We start from the raw sequence: 15,810 nt of genomic DNA, 5'->3' as shown, positions 1-15,810 counted from the left end.
CGCACCCAAGGCCTAGACCGTAACGTCCACCCTGTCCGCGCGCGGTCAGGGCTTTTTTGTACCTTTACGTGCAATCCAGAGTGGCATTCGGGCAACGCTCGCAGCCCGAAGCGCAAATCTTTATGGCCTTGGCCGCCTTTACAGCCGATTTTCTCCGTTCAAAGCCCATAGCGCATGGCGCGGTTTTGCGTCATGACTTCCGTCGGAAGGACGCAGGCCGACTATCAGCCCGTCGATTGAGGTGTTTGAGGATAATATGGCGAACGGTGTCGTTAAGTGGTTCAACCCGGCCAAGGGCTTTGGTTTCATTCAGCCCGAGGACGGCGGCCAGGGACGTGTTCGTCCACATCGCCGCGGTTGAACGTTCGGGCCTGGCCGGTCTGAACGAAGGTGATCAAGTCGCGTACGGCTGGAAGAAGATCGTCGCTCGGGCGGGACCTCGGCCGGCAATCTGCGCGTCACGGGCCAAGGCGCCGTGCCGGCTGGCGGCGCCCGCAGCGGCGCCCGTCCGCCGCGCAGCTTCGACGCCCCGCGCGGCGGCGGCTATGGCGGCGGCGGCGGCACCGGCAAGTCCGGCACCGGCGTGGTGAAGTGGTTCAACACCACCAAGGGCTTCGGCTTCATCCAGCCGGACAATGGCGGTGGCGATGTCTTCGTGCACATCTCGGCCGTGGAACGCGCCGGCCTGCGCGGCCTGAACGAAGGCCAGCAAGTGGGTTACGAGCTTGAACAGGACCGCCGCTCGGGCAAGACCTCGGCCGGCAACCTGCGCATCCTCTAGGATCGCGAATTCGAAAAGGCCGCCCGGACGGACGGCCTTTTCAGAGACTTTGAGGGGCCCCGCCGACGCGCAAACGTCGGGACGGGGCCTTTTCCGCGTTTTGGCCAAGCTTCAGCAGGAGCCGTTGGCCGGCCCCGAGAGCCGGCCTGGACGGCCTTCTAAGCTTCCTGACGCGCCCGTTCCGAGGCGGCCTGATTCACGCTGAGCGCTGTCAGATTGACGATGCCGCGCGCCGTGACGCTGGGCGCCAGCACGTGCAACGGCTTGCTCATGCCCAGCAGGATCGGGCCGACCAGCAGGGATTCGGTGGCGGCGCTGAGCAGGGTCAGGGCGATATTGGCCGCGTCGAGCGTCGGCATGACCAGCAGGTTGGCCGAGCCCTTCAGCGGGCTGTCGGCGACCATGCGCTCGCGCAGGTGCTGGCTGAGCGCGGCGTCGGCGTGCATTTCGCCGTCGACCTCGAGCTCCGGCGCCTGCTCGCGCAGGATGGCCAGGGCCTCGCGCATCTTGCGGGCGGTCGGCGAGTTGCTGGCCCCGAACGAGGAATGCGAGAGCAGGGCGGCCTTGGGCGTCAGACCGAAACGCCGCACGGCCTCGGCGGCCAACTGGGTGCACTCGGCGACCTGCTCGGCCGTCGGATCTACATTGACGTGGGTGTCGCAGAAGAACAGCGTGCCGTTGTCGAGGATCAAGGTCGACAGGGCGTAGACCCGGCTGACGTTCTCGTGGCGCGGGATGATCGGCAGGGCGTAGGTCATGTGCTGCCACCAGTCGCCGCTGCCGCCGACCAGGGCGGCCTCGACATAGCCCGACGACAGCAGCATCGAGGCGGCCACGGTGCGGCGTCCCTGAACGCGGCGCTCGGCGGCCGTCGGCGGCACGCCGCGACGTCCGACCAGTTTCTGGTAGTCGGCGACCAGCGGGCCGAACAGGTCCTTGTCGGTATAGGGGTCGACGATCTCGACCTTGCCGCCCAGGTCCAGCCGCAGGCCCATTTCGGCGACCTTGGCCTTGATGACCTCGCGGCGGCCGACCAGCACCGGATGGGCCAGGCCTTCGTCGACGACGGTCTGGACGGCGCGCAGCACGCGTTCATCCTCGCCCTCGGCATAGGCGACCTTGACCGGCGCCTTGCGGGCCCGTTCGAACACCGGCCGCATCAGCTGGCCCGAGCGATAGACGAACAGCTCAAGCTCGGCCTGGTAGGCGTCGAAGTCGGTGATCGGCCGGGTGGCCACGCCGCTGTCCATGGCCGCCTTGGCGACGGCTGGCGCGATCTGCAGGATCAGGCGAGGGTCGAACGGCTTGGGAATGATGTATTGCGCGCCGAACACCGGGGCGACGCCGCCGTAGGCCGAGGCCACGACTTCCGAGGCTTCGGCGCGGGCCAGTTCGGCGATCGCCTCGAACGGCCGCGACCTTCATCGCCTCGTTGATCTCGCTGGCCCCGACGTCCAGGGCGCCGCGGAAGATGAACGGGAAGCACAGGACGTTGTTGACCTGGTTGGCGTAGTCGCTGCGGCCGGTGGCCATGATGGCGTCGGGGCGGGCGGCGTAGACCAGTTCGGGCAGGATCTCCGGCTCGGGATTGGCCATGGCCAGGATCAGCGGGTTCGGCGCCAGCAGCGGCAGCCACTCGGCCTTGAACACGCGCGGGGCCGACAGACCCAGGAAGATGTCGGCGCCGGCGATCACCTCGCCCAGGGTGCGAGCGTCGGTCTGGCGCGCGTAGCGGGCCATGTTGTCGAGCATGTCGTCGTCGCGACCCGCGTACACGACGCCCTTGATGTCGGTCAGGGTGACGTTCTCGACGGGCAGGCCCATCGAAACCAGCAGGTCGACGCAGGCCAGGGCGGCCGCGCCGGCGCCCCGAGGTGACCAGCTTGACGTCCTTGAGGCTCTTGCCCTGGACCAGCAGGGCGTTGCGGACGGCCGCGGCGCAGACGATGGCGGTGCCGTGCTGGTCGTCGTGGAAGACCGGGATGTTCATCCGCTCGCGCAGGGTGCGCTCGATGATGAAGCACTCGGGGGCCTTGATGTCCTCGAGATTGATGCCGCCGAAGGTGGGCTCCAGCGCCGCCACCACCTCGATGAAGCGGTCGGGGTCGTTGGCGTCGACCTCGATATCGAAGACGTCGATGCCGGCGAACTTCTTGAACAGGACGGCCTTGCCCTCCATCACCGGCTTGCTGGCCAGCGGGCCGATATTGCCCAGGCCCAGCACGGCGGTGCCGTTGGAGATCACGGCCACCAGGTTGCCGCGCGCGGTGTAGTCGCGGGCCTTGTCGGGATCGGCGGCGATGGCTTCGCAAGGCGCGGCGACGCCCGGGGAGTAGGCCAGGCCCAGGTCGCGCTGGGTGGCCATCCGCTTGGTGGCCTCGATGGCCAGTTTCCCGGCCACGGCAGACGGTGGTAATCCAGCGCCGCCTTACGGAAATCCTCGTCCATCGGTGTCCCTCTTGAACATCTGCGCGCACGCGGCGCGGCCCGTCTCTGTCGCGAGCCGTCACGGGTCGAGCTCTGGGGGTCTAGCTACCGGGGGATGGCCCGGTTTTCCAACCCTGCGCGCAGCTTTGGCGTCGCGTCCGATGATGGCGCCGGCGAAAAGGGGCGCGCCAAATTCCTGCGATAAGTAATAATTCTATTATATAGTGCCTCTGCTTCGGGCGCCCGCCGCCCCGTTCCTCGGCGCTCTTCCTTCCCGCGCCGCCTTGAGGGGCATGGCGCTGGACGGGCGCCCGGAGCGACCGAGCATCGGCGCGGCGATGAAATCCGAGGGCGGAGCATCGAGCGGACTGACGACACACATCCTCGAACCAGGCGGCCGGAAGGCCGGCGGCCGACGTGGCGGTGCGGGTGTCGCGGCGCGAGGGCTCGAACGCCTCATTGCTGGCGGAACTCCGCACGGACAGCGACGGCCGTGCGCGGCTTGTCGCCGGCGAGGATTTGCAGGTCGGCGCCTATCGCCTCGAGTTCGCGATCGGCGCGTATTTCGCGACGTCCGACCTGCCGGTCACCGACCCGCCGTTCCTGGACGTCGTGGTCATCGATTTCGCCGTCTCGAACGTGGAGCAGCACTGGCACGTGCCGCTGCTGGTCTCGCCGTACGGCTATTCCACCTACCGGGGCAGCTGATGGGCGAGACGATCCGCTTTCTGCTGGACGGCGAGGCGCACGAGGTTCGCGGGAGCGAACCCGACGACGACCCTGCTGGAGCATCTGCGCGGGCCGATGCGCCGCACGGGGACCAAGGAGGGCTGCGCCGAGGGCGACTGCGGGCTCCTGCACGGTGCTGGTCGGCGAGGCCGATGGCGAGGGCCCCGAGGGGAGCATCTCCTGGCGGGCGGTCAACGGCTGCATCCAGTTCCTGCCCATGCTGCACGGTAAGGCGCTGCTAACGGTCGAGAGCCTGGCCAAAGGCGGCGCGCTGCATCCGGTGCAGCAGGCCATGGTCGACAAGCACGGCTCGCAGTGCGGCTTCTGTACGCCGGGCATCGTCATGTCGCTGTACGGTCGCGCGATCGCGGCCGAGGGCGCGGCCGCGCCGGTCGGCGAGGTGTTGGCCGGGAACCTGTGCCGCTGCACCGGTTACGGTCCGATCCTCGAGGTGGCCAAGGGCGTGGCGGCCGAGGCGGGCGCCGGCGGTCGATCTGTCGGCCGTGCGCGACGAGACCATGCTGAGCCTCAGCTACGAGGACGAGATCCATGGCGTCACCCGCACGTGGCTGTCGCCGCGCACGGTGGACGAGTTGGCCAAGGCCTATCTGGACCATCCCGAGGCGACGATCGTGGCCGGGGCGACCGATGTCGGCCTGTGGGTCACCAAGCAGCGGCGGGCGTTGCCGGTCCTGATCAGCGTTTCCGAGGTGGCCGCACTGAAGCGCCTGGAGGAAACGGCGGAGGGCCTGCGCATCGGCGCGGGCGTCCGTTATGTCGACGCGATGGAGGCGGTGGCGAAGCTCTATCCGGACCTTGGCGCGATGATGCGACGGCTGGGCTCCACCCAGGTGCGCAACAGCGGCACCATCGGTGGCAACATCGCCAACGGCTCGCCGATCGGCGACATGCCGCCGGCGCTGATCGCGGCGGGGGCGACCCTGGTGCTGCGCCGGGGTGGCGAGCGGCGCGAGCTGGCGCTGGAAGATTTCTTCCTCGACTACGGCAAGCAGGACCGCCGACCCGGCGAATTCGTCGAGGCGGTGATCACGCCGAAACTGGACGCCGGCCGGATCTTCAAGGTCTTCAAGCTGTCGAAGCGCTTCGATCAGGACATCTCGGCGGTGTGCGGAGCCTTCTCGCTGGCGGTCGAGGGCGGCGTGGTCGTCGACGCCCGCATCGCCTTCGGTGGCATGGCCGGCACGCCGAAGCGGGCCAAGGCCTGCGAAGCGGCGCTGATCGGCCAGCCCTGGATCGAGGCGACGGTCGAGGCGGCGATGGCCGCGCTGGACGCCGACTACGCGCCGATGAGCGACATGCGCGCCTCCGCCGCCTACCGGTCGCTGACCGCCAGGAACATGCTGCGCAAGGTGTTCCTGGAGAGCCAGGACAGGGACGTTGAGACCCGCGTGGTTCCGGAGAGCGCCCATGGCTGACTCCGCCGCGACCGCTCCCGTTCCGAGCGCCGCCTTGCAGGGCGTGGCCGCGCCGCTGCCGCATGACAGCGCCGCCCGCCACGTGGCGGGCTCGGCGATCTATATCGACGACATGCCCGAGCCAGCCGGCCTGCTGCATGTGGCTTTCGGCGTGAGCGCCAAGGCGCACGCCAGGATCGTCCGGATGGACCTGTCGGCCGTCCGCGCCGCCCCGGGCGTGGTGCTGGTTCTCAGCGCCGAGGACATCCCCGGCGAGAACGACGTCAGTCCCGTGATCCACGACGACAAGCTGTTCGCTGATGGCGAAGTCTATTGCGTTGGCCAGAGCCTGTTCGCCGTCGCCGCCACCTCGATCGCCGCCGCCCGCGCCGCCGTCGGCAAGGCTGTCGTCGAATACGAGGACCTGCCGGCCGCCATTGACATCGCCGCCGCGCGCGGGATGGACCTGAAGATCGAGGCCAGCCAGCGCATGGCGCGGGGCGACGCCCAGGCTGCGCTGGCGACCGCGCCGCGCCGCGTCCAGGGCCGGTTCGCGATCGGTGGGCAGGACCACTTCTATCTCGAAGGCCAGGTGGCCTTGGCGACGCCGGGCGAAGACGGCGATGTCCACATCTGGTCCTCCACCCAGCACCCCAGCGAGGTGCAGCATCTGGTGGCGCGCGTGCTGGATCGCCCGCATACCGCCGTCACGGTCGAGGTGCGCCGCATGGGCGGCGGCTTCGGCGGCAAGGAGACGCAAGCCTCGCTGTTCGCCGCCGCCGCCGCCCTGGTCGCGGTGAAGACCGGCCGAGCCGCCAAGTGCCGGCCGGATCGCGACGAGGACATGGTCATGACCGGCAAGCGGCATGACTTCGAATGCGCCTACGACGTCGGCTTCGATGAAGAAGGACGGCTGACCGGTCTGGCGCTGGAGCTGGCTTCGCGCTGTGGCGCGACGACCGACCTGTCCATGGCGATCAACGACCGGGCGATGTTTCACGCCGACAACGCCTATTTCCTGCCGGCGATCGAGATCCTGTCGCATCGGTTCAAGACGCATACGGTCTCCAACACCGCCTTCCGGGGCTTTGGCGGACCGCAAGGGATGTTGGCCATCGAGCGGGTCATGGACGCCGTCGCCGCCGAGCTCGGGATCGACCCGCTGGAGGTGCGCCGCCGCAACCTCTATGGCGGCGAAGGCCGCAATCTCACGCCCTACCATCAGGTGGTGGAAGACAATGTCGCGCCGCAGCTGATCGACGAGCTGGTCGCCTCCTGCGCCTATGACGCCCGTCGTCGCGAGATCGAGGCGTTTAATCGGACCAGCCCGGTGCTGAAAAAGGGGATCGCCCTGACGCCGGTGAAGTTCGGCATCTCTTTCACGACCACCCACCTGAACCAGGCCGGGGCGCTGATCCACCTCTATGCCGACGGCTCGATCATGCTGAACCACGGCGGGACCGAGATGGGGCAGGGGCTGAACATCAAGGTCGCGCAGATCGTCGCCAACGCCTTCCAGGTCGAGATCGGCCGCGTGAAGATCACCTCGAACCGTCACCGACAAGGTGCCCAACACCTCGGCTACCGCCGCCTCGTCGGGCGCGGACCTGAACGGCATGGCCGCCCTCAACGCGGCCGAGACCATCAAGGCGCGCCTCGTGGCGTTCGCCGCGGAGAAGTCGGGGCGTGGACCCCGCCGAGGTGGCGTTCACGCCGGACGGCGTCCGAGTCGGCGCCGAGACCTTTGAGTTCGGCTGGTTCGCGCGCCAGGCCTATCTGGCGCGGGTGTCGCTGTCGGCGACCGGCTACTACGCCACGCCCAAGATCCACTACGACCGCGCCACCCACACGGGCCGGCCGTTCTACTACTTCGCCTATGGCGCGGCCTGCAGCGAGGTGCTGATCGACACCCTGACGGGAGAGATGAAGGTCACCCGGGCCGACATTCTGCACGACGTCGGCAAGTCGCTGAACCCGGCCATCGACCTGGGCCAGATCGAGGGCGGCTTCATCCAGGGCATGGGCTGGCTGACGACCGAGGAGCTAGTCTACGACGCGCAAGGTCGCCTGCGGACCCATGCGCCCTCAACCTACAAGATCCCGACCATCGGCGACCGCCCGGCGCATCTGGATGTCCGCCTGTGGAAGGCCGGCCGCAATGTCGAGGCCACGGTGCACCGCTCCAAGGCCGTGGGCGAGCCGCCGCTGATGCTGGCGATCTCGGTCTACAGCGCGATCAACCACGCGGTGGCCAGCGTCGGCGACTACAAGGTCCTGCCGCAACTGGACGCGCCGGCGACGCCGGAGGCCATCCTGATGGCCTGCGAAGACGTCCGGAGACGCGCCCGTGCGTAACTGGGCGCGCGCCGCGCTTGCTCGCCTCGAACGCCGACGACGAGGCCGCCCTGGTCACCGTGCTGGCCACCGAGGGCTCGGTCCCGCGCGAGGCCGGGACCAAGATGGTCGTCTGGCGCGGCGGCCAATCCGGCACGATCGGCGGCGGCAATCTGGAATACCGTGTCGCCGACCAGGCCCGGCGGATGCTGGACGGCGGACAGGCTCATTTCGCGATCCAGGACTACCCGTTCGGGCCCGCTGCTGGCCCAGTGCTGCGGCGGTCGGGTGCGCCTGTTCCTGGAGCGCTTGAACGACAACAGCCGCGACTGGCTGACCGAGGCCGCCAGGCGCATGGACGCGGCCCAGCCGTTCGAGGTCCGCACCCGCTTCGATCCCGGCCTGCTGACCAAGGTGGTCGCGCCGATCATGGCCACCGATGGCGCAGGCCCGGCGGTCTCGTTCGGCGAGGTCCCGGCGACCGCGCGCGGCGCGCGACCCGAACTGGGCGACGTGATGATCGAGCGGGCCGATGCGCCGCGTCCGCCGCTGCTGCTGTTCGGCGCCGGCCATGTCGGGCAGGCGATCGCCAAGGCCTTCGAGCCGCTGCCGTTTCGTCTGGCCTGGTACGACACCCGCCCCGAGACTGCCGACATCCCCGGCGTCACCGTGCTGACGCCCGCCGAGGTCGCCGCCAAGGCCATGGGGGCAAGTCCCCGACGCCTACGGCCTGGTCCTGACCCACGACCACGCGCTCGACTACGCGCTGGTCTCGGCCGGCCTGGCCGGCGGCGGATTTTGTTTCTTCGGCGTCATAGGTTCGAAGACCAAGCGCGCTAGGTTCATGAGCCGGCTGCGCGACGACGGGTTCTCGGAGGCGGTGCTGACCCGCCTGACCTGTCCAATCGGCCTGCCGCAGCTGAAGAGCAAGGCGCCGGAGGTGATCGCGGTCTCGGTGGCGGCCGACCTCCTGATGCGCCAGGAAGCGGCGCGCATTCGAAACGACGAGAGCGCCAGTGCAAGCTTATAGGGCGTCGATCCTCCACCTGCTGGACGATCCGACGAAGAACGCGGAGGCCGTGGCCTTCCACGAGGACGGCCTGTTGCTGGTCGAGGACGGCCGGGTGGCCGGCTGCGGCGCCTATGCCGAACTGTCGCCGTGGTTGGGCGACGCCGAGCTGCACGACCTGACCGGCCATCTGATCACGCCGGGCTTCATCGACACCCATATCCACTTCCCCCAGGTCGACGTCATCGCCGCCCACGGCAAGCAACTCCTGGACTGGCTGGAGCAGCATACCTTCCCGGCCGAGGCGGCCTTCGCCGATCCCGAGCACGCGGCCGACACGGCGGCGTTCTTCATCGACGAGCTGCTGCGCAACGGTACGACCACGGCGCTGGTGTTCGGCTCGGTGCACAAGGTCTCGGTCGACGCCCTGTTCGCCGAGGCCTATGAGCGCGACATGCGGCTGATCGCCGGCAAGGCGCTGATGGACCGCAATGCGCCGGACGGCCTGACCGACACGGTCGAGAGCAGTCGCGCAGACATGGAGCAGTTGATCGCCGACTGGCACGGCAAGGGCCGCCTTGGCTACGCCGTCACCCCGCGCTTCGCGATCAGCTGCAGCGACGCACAGCTGGCCATGGCCGGCGAAGTTCTCGCCGCGCATCCCGACGTCTGGATGCAGACCCACCTCTCGGAGAATATCCACGAGATCAAGGAAACCGCGCGCCTGTTCCCGGCGGCCAAGGACTATCTCGACGTCTATGACCGCTTCGGCCTGCTGCGCGAGCGCTCGGTCTTCGCCCATTGCGTCCACCTGAAGGGCGATGCGTTCCGGCGGCTGGCGGCCAAGGGCGGGGCGGTCGCCTTCTGTCCGACCTCGAACCTCTTCCTCGGCTCGGGCCTGTTTCCGCTGGAAGAGGCCTGTTCTCACGGGGTTAAGGTCGGCATGGGCACCGACGTCGGGGCCGGCACGACCTTCTCCATCCTCAATACGCTGGGCGAAGCCTACAAGGTCGGCCAGCTGCGCGGTGACGCGCTGGACCCGTTCCAGGCGCTTTACCTGGCCACGCTGGGCGGGGCGCGAGCGCTGGATCTCGGCGACAAGATCGGCAACCTAGCCCCTGGCAAGGAGGCCGACTTCGTGGTGCTTGACCTGGCCGCGACACCGCTGCTGAAGCGGCGTCTGGCCGGGGCGAGGAGCCTGGAGAACAAGCTCTTCGCGCTGACCGTGCTTGGGGATGACCGGGTCGTGGCCCGGACCTATCTGGCGGGCGTTGAGCGGTATCGGCGGAACTAGTTCCGGAACTCGCCCGCTCCGCGCTGCGCGCGCCTCCCCCGGAGGGGAAGAAGGTCGCCGCGTTCTTTCCGCCCGCCTTTTGGGGGCGGACGGCCCGTGAAGCGGGTCAGGTGAGGGGAGCTAGCCGTGCGCCGCCTTCATCGTCTCGGCATAGAGCTTCAGCAACCGATCTCCATCCACGGCCACGGTCGCCGCCTGGATCGGCTGGTCGTCCCAGGCTGAGGGACCGAACAGTTCGCCCTCTGGGCTCTGGCAGGTCTGGCCGAGCGTGATGCCCTCGGTCACCACGCGTACCGAGCCTCGGCGCACGGTGAACAGCGTCGGATCGATCACGAAGGCCACCGCCGCGGCGTCGTGCACGCAGCAGCCGACGATGCCGTCGCGGCCGCCGTAGAACGCGGCATAGGGCTTGGAGATCGCGTTCAGGAACTGGCCCGCGTCACTGCCCGTGGCCGCGAGGGTTTCCATATATTTCGGGCGACATCACCACCTGGGTCGTCACGTCCAGGCTGACGGCGGTCAGGTTCCAAGGGGCGGTGAACACCTGGTCGGCGGCTTCGGGGTCGTTCCAGATGTTGGCTTCGGCGACCGGCGTGACGTTACCGGGTTTGCCGGCCACGCCGAACGCGCCCCCCATGATCACCACGGACTTCAGCAAGGTCGCGACTTCCGGATCGGCCTTCAGCGCCAGGGCCAGGTTGGTCAGCGGGCCGACGGCGCACAGGACGACCTCGCCCGGATATTGGCGGGCCAGGTCGATGATCGCCTGGTGCGCCGGCTTGGCCTCGGGCTCGGCGGGAACCAGGCCGGTCAGTTCGATATCGCCGAGGCCATTCTCTCCATGCACGAAGGTCGGCGAGGGGTTGCGCGGCCGGGTCAGCGGCTTGTCGGTCCCCTTGTAGACCGGCGCCGCCAGGCCGAAGCGGTCCTTCAGGTACAGCGCGTTGCGCGTCGTGGTCTCGATGTCGGCGTTGCCGAAGACGGTCGTCACCGCGATCAGGTCGAGGGCGGGGCTCGCCTCGATGAACAGCAGCGCCATGGCGTCGTCGATGCCGGGATCGGTGTCGAAGATGATCTTGGTCGGGGTCGTCATTCGCGGGCTCTAGCGCTTTTCTTCGTTCGAGGCGAGGCGCTGGTCAGCCCCGCCCTGAATCAGGGACACGTGGGCCGAGGCGACCTTCCAGCCGTCGTCGGTGCGGATCCAGGTCTGGCTCTGGCGGCCGATCTTGCCGCTGTCGTCGCGGCGGAATTCGACGTGGGCGATCGCGAAGTCCGCGCCGAAGGTGGTGATCTCGGTGCGCAGCCGGGTGCGCGGCGGCGAACCGCCGGACCGGCCGACGCGGAAGGCGGCGATCTCGTCGAAGCTCCACAGGTTCTCGGCCACGCCCAGCCGCACCGTGTGGGGCGAGTTCCAGAACGCGCCGTCCAGGGCCTCCACGTCGTTACTCATCAGCGCCGCCTCGTAGGCGTCGACCAGGGCCGTCACCTCGGCCAGCGTGGTGGGATCGTTGACGATCATAGGGCGCCCTTCGGGGGATGGGCGGCCACGACACCTTCGCGCTGCAGCCTTACGGCGGCGGCGAAGGCTAGGTCCTCGCGCCAGGCCGGGGCGATGATCTGCACGCCGATCGGCAGCTGCCCGGGCCGGTTCACCGGCGCTGCCACCACCGGCAGGCCGATATAGCTGATCGGCTGGGTGAAGGCGCCGAGGTTCTTGCGCACCGAGACGGGGACGCCGTCCATCTCCATGGTCGCCTGGCCGATCGGCGGGGCGGGGCAGACCGACGATGGAGCCAGGAGGATGTCGTAACGCTGGAAGGCCTCGCGCACCTCGTCGCGGAAGATCGTGCGGAAGCGCCGGGCGGCTTCGTGGACGCCTTCCGGCAAAAGGGCGCCGGCCAGCAGGCGGTCGCGGACGGCCGGGTCGTAGTCCATGGCGCGCTTGGCTAGGTCGGCGTGATGCAACTCGCCGCCGTCGAAGGCGGTCAGGCAGAAGGCCGCGGCGCGGGCGGCGACCGCGTTCGGCAAGGTGACGAGGTCGTCGGCCTTCAGCGCCGAGGCGACGCGGCCGAGGGCTTCCAACACTTCGGGAAAGGCCCCTTGCTGAAACCAGCCGCCCAGCACGCCGACGCGCAAGGGACGCTCGGCCAGGGTGTCGAGGCGATCGGCCAAAGGCTCGGCGTCGCGCACGCAGATCGCGTCGCCTTGGGGATCGGGACCCTGCAGGACGTCGTACGCAAGGGCCAGGTCTTCGATCGACCGCGCGAACGGGCCGACATGGTCCAGGCTCTCGACGAACGGGAAAACGCCCTGGCGCGAGAGACGGCCATAGGTGGGCTTAAGGCCGAACACACCGCACAGGCTGGCCGGGATGCGGATCGAGCCATTGGTGTCCGAGCCCAGGGTCAGAGGAACCAGCCCCGCCGCCACGGCCGCCGCCGAGCCGCCCGACGAGCCGCCGGCGATCCGGCTGGGGGTCGTGCGGATTGTGGACCGGCCCGTCATGGGCGTTCTCGGTGACGAAGCCGTAGGCGAACTCGTCCATGTTCAACGCTCCGACCAGGATCGCCCCGGCGGCGGTCAGGCGCCTTACCAGCGTCGCGTCTTGGCCGGGCGGGGCGGCGGCGCGGCGGATCTTCGAGCCGGCCAGGGTGGGCAAGCCTTCCAGATCGAACAGGTTCTTCACCGCCACCGGCACGCCGGCCAGCGGCCCGACCGGACGGCCGGCGGCGAGGTCGGCGTCCACCGCGTCGGCGGCGGCCAGGGCGCGCTCGCCGGTGACGGCCGTGAAGGCGTTGATCCCGCCATCCAGGCGCTGGATTCGCGAGAGGGTCGCCTCGGTGACGGCCCGGGCGGTGACGCGGCCCGCGCGGACCTCGCTGGCGATCTCGACAACGCTGCAGAAGCTCACGGCTGGAACGTCTCCGGCGCTCCGTCCGCGTGATCGCCCCCAATCCGCTCTTGGAGCGCCGAGACGAACAGCGAGGCCTGGGCGCGCAGCAGGGCGACATTTTCGATCACGGTCGGCAGAACCTCCGGCGGCAAGGGCAGGTCGCGCGCGGCGGCCCGCGCGGCCGTCCACGGCGCGATCTCTTGGTCTTTCAGATCCAGAAAGACCTTCGTCTCCGCGTCCAGCGCCATGCGGTCTCCCCGAAACCCAGCAAGTAAGAAAAAACTTCATACACCTGTGTTCGCGGGAAATCGCCAGCCCCGCCGCCGCCGGAAGCGCCTAGCGCCCAAGCCCGCGCCATCCGCGGCCAGGATCGCCCGCGTCGCGGGCAGGCAAGGGCGATCGCGCCTCCCTCCGTTCGTCAGCCCTAGCGGCCCAGCCGCCACCTGCGCGAAGTGCTCTTGTAATAAGGGACTTACTTGATGGCGCATCACCGGCTGGCTTCCACACCCGACACCATCCGCTTCGGCATGTTCGACGCGGCCTTTGATCCCGTGCTGACGGTGAACTCGGGCGACAGCGTCACCTTCGAGTGCGTCTCGGGCGGTGTCGAGGTCATGCCGCCGCCGGGGTCGCCACTCGTCGTTCCACCCGCGCTTCAGGCGATCCACGACAGCAATCCGCCGAGGATCGGTCCGCACATTCTCACCGGCCCCGTCGCCATCGCCGGCGCCGAACCGGGCGACACCCTGGAGGTCCGGATCGAGGCGATCGAGCCGAACAACGACTGGGGTTACTGCGCCGTACGCCCCCTGGCCGGCACGCTGCCCGAGGACTTCCCCGAGCGCTATGTGAGCCACATCGCCGTCGACCGCGCGGCGGGGATCTGCAAGCCGGATTGGGGCCCCGAGCTGCCGCTGGCCCCGTTCTTCGGCACCATGGGCGTCGCCCCGCCGCCCCAGTACGGCCGCCTCTCCAGCCGCGAGCCCCGCGAGCATGGCGGCAACATGGACAACAGGGAACTGGTCGCCGGCGCGACCCTCTACCTGCCGGTCTGGGTCCCGGGCGCGAACTTCTCGGTCGGCGACGGCCATGGCCGCCAAGGCGACGGCGAGGTCTGCGTCAACGCGCTGGAGATGGGCCTGACCGGGACCTTCACCTTCGTGCTGCACAAGGGGGGCGAGCCCTTCAAGTGGCCCCGCGCCGAGACGCCGACCCACTACATCCTGATGGGTTTCAACGAGGATCTGGACTTGGCCATGAAGCAGGCCCTGCGCCAAACCATCGACTTCATCACCGCCCGTTCCAGCCTGACCCGCGTCCAGGCTTATCAATTCTGCTCCCTGGCCGTGGACTTCCGCGTGACCCAGACCGTCAACGGCGAGAAAGGCGTTCACGCGCTGCTGCAAAAGGGCTTGCTGTTCTGACGCGGTGCTGGGTTAACCTGGGGTTGCGTTTTCTCCTTATCTCGCATTAAGGGAAAAATTCACTTGAACTCGATCTTGGGTTGATCGCCCACTGCCGCCACCCCGATCCTGGGGCTGGAGGCTAGCGCATGTATCTGACGGGAACCGAAGGCGACGACATCCTGGTCGGCACGGCCGATGCGGACACCATCCTGGGCCTGGGCGGCGATGACACCCTGCAGGGCGGTGACGGCGATGACCTGCTGATGGGCGGGGCGGGACACAACACCCTGAACGGCGGGGCTGGCGACGACACGGTCAGCTATGCCGACCAGGCCCCGGTGCTGCCGTTGTTCAGCTTCCTGATGATCAACCTGCAAAGCCAGTCCACGTCGATCATCGGACCGAGCGGCTCGGCGGTGGACACCCTGGTCTCGATCGAGAACGCGACAGGCTCGGCGAGTGCGGACTGGCTGGTCGGCACGACCGGCGACAACGTGCTGATCGGCGGTGCGGGCGACGATCATATCGACAGTTGGGGCGGTACGGACGTGCTGGACGGCGGCGACGGCAATGACTCGCTCAACACCGTGTCCATGCTCCTTCCGACCCCCGTCGGTCCGGCGACCACCGGTTCGTTGATGATCGGCGGCGACGGCAATGACTCTCTCCAGAGCGGCTACTCCAACGACACCATGCTGGGCGGGGCAGGGGACGACGCTCTGACCCTCGGCGATTTCGCCACGACCCGTATCGTCGATGGCGGCGACGGGAATGACCTTCTGGCGTTCGGCGGCTCGCCCGACGGCTTCGCGAATGGCGTGTTCGTCGATCTCAACAAGACGAGCCAGACGGTCGCGGCTGGCGTTTTCATCACCCTGACGAACGTGGAGAACGTCAACGGCACACAGGCCGGAGACACCCTGATCGGAACTGCCGGCGCCAACGTCATGTACGGGCAAGACGGCGACGACTGGCTGTATGGTCGCGACGGGAACGACGCGATCAACGGCGGCGACGGCGCCGACCATATCAGTGGCGGCGCGGGTGTGGACAGCATGTACGGCGGGGCCGGGGCGGACACCTTCAGTTTCGCCGCGGGCGACACCGCCGCCGGTTCCGACACGATCCAGGACCTTACGGCAGAGGACCATATCCTGTTCGTGGACGGCCCAGCAGGCAGCAGCGCCAACTATGTCGAGCTGGAGAGTAGCGACTTCGCCGCTGTCAGCGCCGCCTTCGCCGGCGACGGCGTGCGTTACGTGGCTATGCAGTGGGGCGGCAACGTCCTCTTCTTCGCCGACGATGGCGACGAGGGCACATTCTACGATCAGGTGATCGTGCTGACCGGGACCAGCCTTTCCAGCCTCGACGCGGGCTCGATCCTGGGACTCTAGGACTACCTCCGCGCGTAGCGGATTTCGCGGGAAGCTCCGGGAACGTTGGGACCCGGAGCAACTCTCGGCCGCGCGGGCCGAAACGCCAGATCCCTTGTGAATAAGGCGTTTGTGTCTCGAAACGACAC

At 68.6% G+C, this 15,810-nt stretch carries 6 protein-coding genes and 8 pseudogenes; 9 read left to right on the top strand and 5 right to left on the bottom strand.

The window, feature by feature from the left end:
* Positions 1 to 256 precede the first annotated feature (256 nt).
* Together ACHMW8_RS28005 and ACHMW8_RS28000 are read left to right on the top strand one after the other, a co-directional pair.
* Positions 257 to 460 (top strand): annotated as a pseudogene (locus tag ACHMW8_RS28005) (cold-shock protein); the annotation flags it as partial.
* Positions 461 to 583: 123 nt separating this feature from the next.
* Positions 584 to 781, top strand: a complete 198-nt coding sequence (locus tag ACHMW8_RS28000) for a cold-shock protein (RefSeq protein WP_047412958.1) — start codon at positions 584 to 586, stop codon at positions 779 to 781.
* Positions 782 to 939: 158 nt separating this feature from the next.
* On the opposite strand, the pseudogene ACHMW8_RS27995 reads toward ACHMW8_RS28000, so the two are convergent.
* A pseudogene (locus tag ACHMW8_RS27995) lies at positions 940 to 3,229 on the bottom strand (NADP-dependent malic enzyme).
* 317 nt (positions 3,230 to 3,546) lie between these two features.
* Here ACHMW8_RS27995 and uraH point away from each other — a divergent pair.
* The 5 genes and pseudogenes from uraH (at position 3,547) to guaD (ending at position 9,989) form a co-directional block, all read left to right on the top strand.
* A pseudogene (gene uraH, locus ACHMW8_RS27990) lies at positions 3,547 to 3,916 on the top strand (hydroxyisourate hydrolase).
* A pseudogene (gene xdhA / locus ACHMW8_RS27985) lies at positions 3,916 to 5,373 on the top strand (xanthine dehydrogenase small subunit). The pseudogenes uraH and xdhA overlap by 1 nt, the downstream one beginning before the upstream one ends.
* Positions 5,366 to 7,707, top strand: a pseudogene (gene xdhB, locus ACHMW8_RS27980) (xanthine dehydrogenase molybdopterin binding subunit). Before xdhA ends, xdhB begins: the two co-directional pseudogenes overlap by 8 nt.
* Positions 7,700 to 8,716, top strand: a pseudogene (gene xdhC / locus ACHMW8_RS27975) (xanthine dehydrogenase accessory protein XdhC). Before xdhB ends, xdhC begins: the two co-directional pseudogenes overlap by 8 nt.
* Entirely contained in the window at positions 8,703 to 9,989 is a 1,287-nt protein-coding gene (gene guaD / locus ACHMW8_RS27970; protein ID WP_395444455.1) for a guanine deaminase, read from the top strand. The pseudogene xdhC and the gene guaD overlap by 14 nt, the downstream one beginning before the upstream one ends.
* A gap of 120 nt (positions 9,990 to 10,109) precedes the next feature.
* Here the strand turns inward: guaD and ACHMW8_RS27965 are convergent.
* From ACHMW8_RS27965 to ACHMW8_RS27950, 4 genes and pseudogenes are all read right to left on the bottom strand, one after another.
* Positions 10,110 to 11,082, bottom strand: a pseudogene (locus ACHMW8_RS27965) (nucleoside hydrolase).
* Between the two features lie 9 nt (positions 11,083 to 11,091).
* Positions 11,092 to 11,508 carry an oxalurate catabolism protein HpxZ gene (gene hpxZ / locus ACHMW8_RS27960; protein WP_395444454.1) on the bottom strand — a complete coding sequence of 139 codons (417 nt, stop codon included), beginning with the start codon at positions 11,506 to 11,508 and terminating at the stop codon, positions 11,092 to 11,094.
* Positions 11,505 to 12,900 (bottom strand): annotated as a pseudogene (locus tag ACHMW8_RS27955) (AtzE family amidohydrolase). Before ACHMW8_RS27955 ends, hpxZ begins: the two are co-directional and overlap by 4 nt.
* A complete protein-coding gene (locus ACHMW8_RS27950) occupies positions 12,897 to 13,130 on the bottom strand; it encodes a hypothetical protein (protein ID WP_395444453.1) in 234 nt (77 codons plus the stop codon). Before ACHMW8_RS27950 ends, ACHMW8_RS27955 begins: the two are co-directional and overlap by 4 nt.
* A 228-nt stretch (positions 13,131 to 13,358) precedes the next feature.
* Between ACHMW8_RS27950 and ACHMW8_RS27945 the strand changes: the two genes are divergently transcribed.
* A complete protein-coding gene (locus tag ACHMW8_RS27945) occupies positions 13,359 to 14,306 on the top strand; it encodes an acetamidase/formamidase family protein (protein WP_199743606.1) in 948 nt (315 codons plus the stop codon).
* A 128-nt stretch (positions 14,307 to 14,434) separates the two neighbouring features.
* Entirely contained in the window at positions 14,435 to 15,682 is a 1,248-nt protein-coding gene (locus ACHMW8_RS27940; protein ID WP_125159502.1) for a calcium-binding protein, read from the top strand.
* Positions 15,683 to 15,810 lie beyond the last annotated feature (128 nt).

The sequence above is a fragment of the Caulobacter sp. UC70_42 genome (assembly GCF_044056025.1).
Lineage (GTDB): Bacteria > Pseudomonadota > Alphaproteobacteria > Caulobacterales > Caulobacteraceae > Caulobacter.
This window is presented reverse-complemented; position numbering and strand designations above follow the sequence as displayed.